The 3,783-nt window shown below is 39.1% G+C and carries 1 protein-coding gene; it reads right to left on the bottom strand.

All coding sequences use genetic code 11. From position 1 onward, the window contains the following. On the bottom strand, positions 1–3,783 hold a 3,783-nt coding region (gene guaA, locus LS69_RS10960; RefSeq protein WP_238699299.1), incomplete at both ends, for a glutamine-hydrolyzing GMP synthase.

The raw sequence follows: 3,783 nt of genomic DNA, 5'->3' as shown, positions 1-3,783 counted from the left end.
AAATGTGCAAAAGTCGCGGTCATTCCATCGATTGCTTCCACCGCTCGCACGCAAATCGTGTTATCATAAGTGCGATTATCGCCCATTACGCCCACACTTCGGACATTTAGCAGCACGCAAAATGCCTGCCACACCTTATCATATAGCCCTTGATTTTGCAATTCCTCGATAAAAATAGAATCTGCCTCACGCAATAAATCTAAATCTCTTTTATTCACCTCGCCCATAATGCGAATCGCAAGTCCGGGTCCGGGGAAAGGGTGGCGCATGAGCATCGACTCTGGCATTCCAAGCTCTTTGCCTAACGCCCGCACTTCGTCTTTAAAGAGTTCGCGCAAAGGCTCAATCAGCTCAAACTTCATCCACTCGGGCAAGCCCCCGACATTATGATGTGATTTAATCGTTTTACTGGGTCCTTTTACGCTCACCGACTCAATCACATCAGGATAAAGCGTGCCTTGTGCTAAGAATTTTATCTCGCCTTTTTGGTTATGTTTCTTTGCCTCTTTTTCAAACACCTCTATAAAAGTCTCGCCAATGATTTTACGCTTTTTTTCTGGGTCTATCACACCCTTTAATCGTTGCAAGAATAGCTCACTTGCATCTGCGGTAATCAAAGGCACTTTGAGATTTTCTCTAAACATCTTCTCTACCGCTTCTCTTTCACCCTTGCGTAAAAGCCCGGTATCGACAAAGACGGGAATAAGATTCTCACCAATCGCACGATAAAGCAGAGCAGCGACTACGGAGCTATCTACCCCACCACTGACTGCACAAAGCACTTTATTGGCTTGTCTTTTTAGCGTATTTTGCAGAGTTTGAGGCTCATTTCCTCGATGAACCTTGTGTTCTATCTCGTTATTCGCCTCTGCACAACCACAAAATCCATCTAAAAATACTTCGCCATTTACAGATTCTACACTCGCACAATCATTACTAGAATCCACAATCTTAGAATTTTCTATTTTCAAATTTGCATTCTTTTTTACCCCCGCAAAATCTAGCACTTCATCTTTAGCGATTTTAGTATCTTGTGTAAGAGACAAATCGCTACAAGCTGAATGCTTAAAGCATGAAGTAAGGTGGTCATTCACTATCCCCACACTTTGCATATACGCATACATAATCGTAGTCCCCACAAACTTAAACCCACGTTTTTTTAAATCTTTAGCTATCTTATCTGATAATGGTGTAGAAGCGGGCAAATCTGAAATTTTCTCAAAAGCATTGATAATAGGCTTTCCACCCACAAAACCCCAGATATAACTATCAAAGCTCCCAAATTCTTTTTGAATCTCCAAAAACAACTTTGCATTAGCAATCGCTGCTTCGATTTTGACACGATTACGGATAATGCCCTCATTTTGCAATAATTCATTGATTTTTCTTTCATCATAATTGGCAACAATTTTTGGGTCAAAATTATTAAATGCCGCCCTAAAAGCCTCGCGTTTTTTTAATATCGTAATCCAGCTTAGCCCCGCTTGCATTGCCTCTAACACAAGCAATTCAAAAAGCTTATTATCATCGTGCAGTGGCACTCCCCACTCGTTATCATGATAATCCTCATAAAGCTTGCACGCTTTTTCATCTTTATCTGTTGCCCAAGCACATCGCTTGGTTTCTATTTTTTCTCCAACTCCAAGTCCTAAAGATTTTTGCAAAACTTCTTTTTCAATCCTTAGCGGAGTAAGCCAAATCTCGCCTGTATTCCCCGCCAAAAAGGGTTCTGCTATTTTTGCAAATCCTAGTTTTACATAATATCCCACAGCCCACTCGCGACTATTAAGCATGATTTGGGGATAATCTTTTAGATATTGCACAAACGCAAACTTTAATAATGAAATGCCAACCCTTTGGCTAAAATATTGAGGCTTAACAAAAAGCAAGGTAATTTCATTGCCTTTTGTTGCGATAAAGCCTAGCCACTTTTTACCCCTTTTTGCAATGATAATTTGTTCAGCTTGTAGAATATAATCTTTTTTTATCTCTTCTCGTCTATCAGCAATCAGTTTTTTACTCATTTTTTGGGTTGCCTTGACAGAATCTTCCCAAATGTCTAAAAGCCCATTAAGAGCTTGTTTTTTGCCTATCTCTTTGCAAGCCTCTTTAAATGTGATAAAAGTTTTAGGCGATTCGCCCCCAACAATCGCTCGCAATTTAACAATCTCATTTTCGGCAAAATTGCGCATATTCCAAGAAGTATCACTCCTGCAAATGCCCACAGCAAAGTTATACAACATCTGCCCTCCACATTCGCTATGCACAACCTCGGGGTGAAACTGCAACGCATAAATCTTGCGTTTAAAATCTGCAATCGCACAATAATGCGTATTGCCACTTTTGGCAAGCTCGACAAAGCCTTTTGGAATACTCTCTACCTTATCAGCGTGGCTCATCCATACAATAGAATCTTGCTTCACGCCTGCAAAGATTCCACTTTCTTTTTGGTTGTTCCAAGCATTTTTTTCAAGCTTAAAAACAAGATGATTGAGTTCTCTGCCTTGATAGTGCTTGATACACTCATCTACTTTGCACATTCCAACTTTTTTTGCAACCTTTTGAGAAGCTAAATTGTCCTCTTTGACTAAGCAATAAATCTCATCTAGCTTCAATATTTCAAACGCATATTTTAAACAAGCCTTTGCACATTCACTCGCTAACCCTTGCCCCCAAAAATGATGGTCAAGAATATAGCCAATCTCAATGATTTTTTGTGATTCTTGCTTGTTTTTATCCAAATAAATTGTCGTGCAATCTAGCCCAGCATTGCCAATAATCTTGCCACTTTGTTTATCGATAATCGCCCAGATTCCAAAGCCATATTTCTCATAATTTGCAACTTGTTTGTCTAGCCATTCTTGGCTTTCTTGTCGTGTAAATCCATGCCCCCACGCATACATTGTTTTTTCATCGCTCAATATCAAATGCAAAGCATCAAAATCTGCTTGGGTATAGGGGCGCAAAAAGGTGCGATTGGTTTCAATCAGCCCTCTAGAATCTGCAAATTTTTCTAAAAAAACTGCCTTAATCGGAAAGCCTTTGGGCTGCTCAACCTTAAAACGTACAAAGCCTAATTTTTCATAAAGTGCAATATTTTCAAAGCTTCTTTCGCTAGTGAAAAGCTCATATCGCTTTGCAGGGAGCTTGGCACAAAGTGTGTGAATCAGCGCACTTGCAATGCCTTTTTTGCGATATTTAGGATTCACAAAAAGTTTGCGAAGATAGGTTGAATCTTGTTGAGTAAATCCTCGCACAGAACCGATAATCTCGCCACTTTCAAGTGTGCATTTTAGGAATATTTGCTCCTTAAAATCTTGTTCTATACTTTGCAAATCTTGAGTTAGCGGTTCAATATCCATTTTGCCAATTCTCTTTGCCTCATCAGCAAAAGCGATATGTTGCAAGGCAAGAATTTCTTCTAAATCTTGTTTTTGTGCGACTTCTATGTGATATTTTAAGTGATTATCTTGCAAAGTTTTAGCAAAACTATCAGTTTGTACCGCTAAATGCACAATCGGAAAATCTCTCCCCATAGAATCTTTAGGGTTTTGACCTACAATCTCAAAACCAAGATGTTGATAGAATCCTAGCCCTTGTGGGTTTTGTTCATTGCAATCAACTTTAATGCTTAGATAATCTTTTAAAAATCTTTTAAATGCTTCATTGATTAATGCTTTGCCCACACCTTTTTTAAACGCATTGGGTGCAACAAAAAGCATTTCGATTTGGTTTTTTTCTATTCCAATAAAGCCCAAAAACTCGTCTTGATTTTTGGCAATG

The organism is Helicobacter sp. MIT 05-5294, from assembly GCF_000765675.1.
Taxonomy (GTDB): Bacteria; Campylobacterota; Campylobacteria; order Campylobacterales; family Helicobacteraceae; genus Helicobacter_D.
This window is presented reverse-complemented; position numbering and strand designations above follow the sequence as displayed.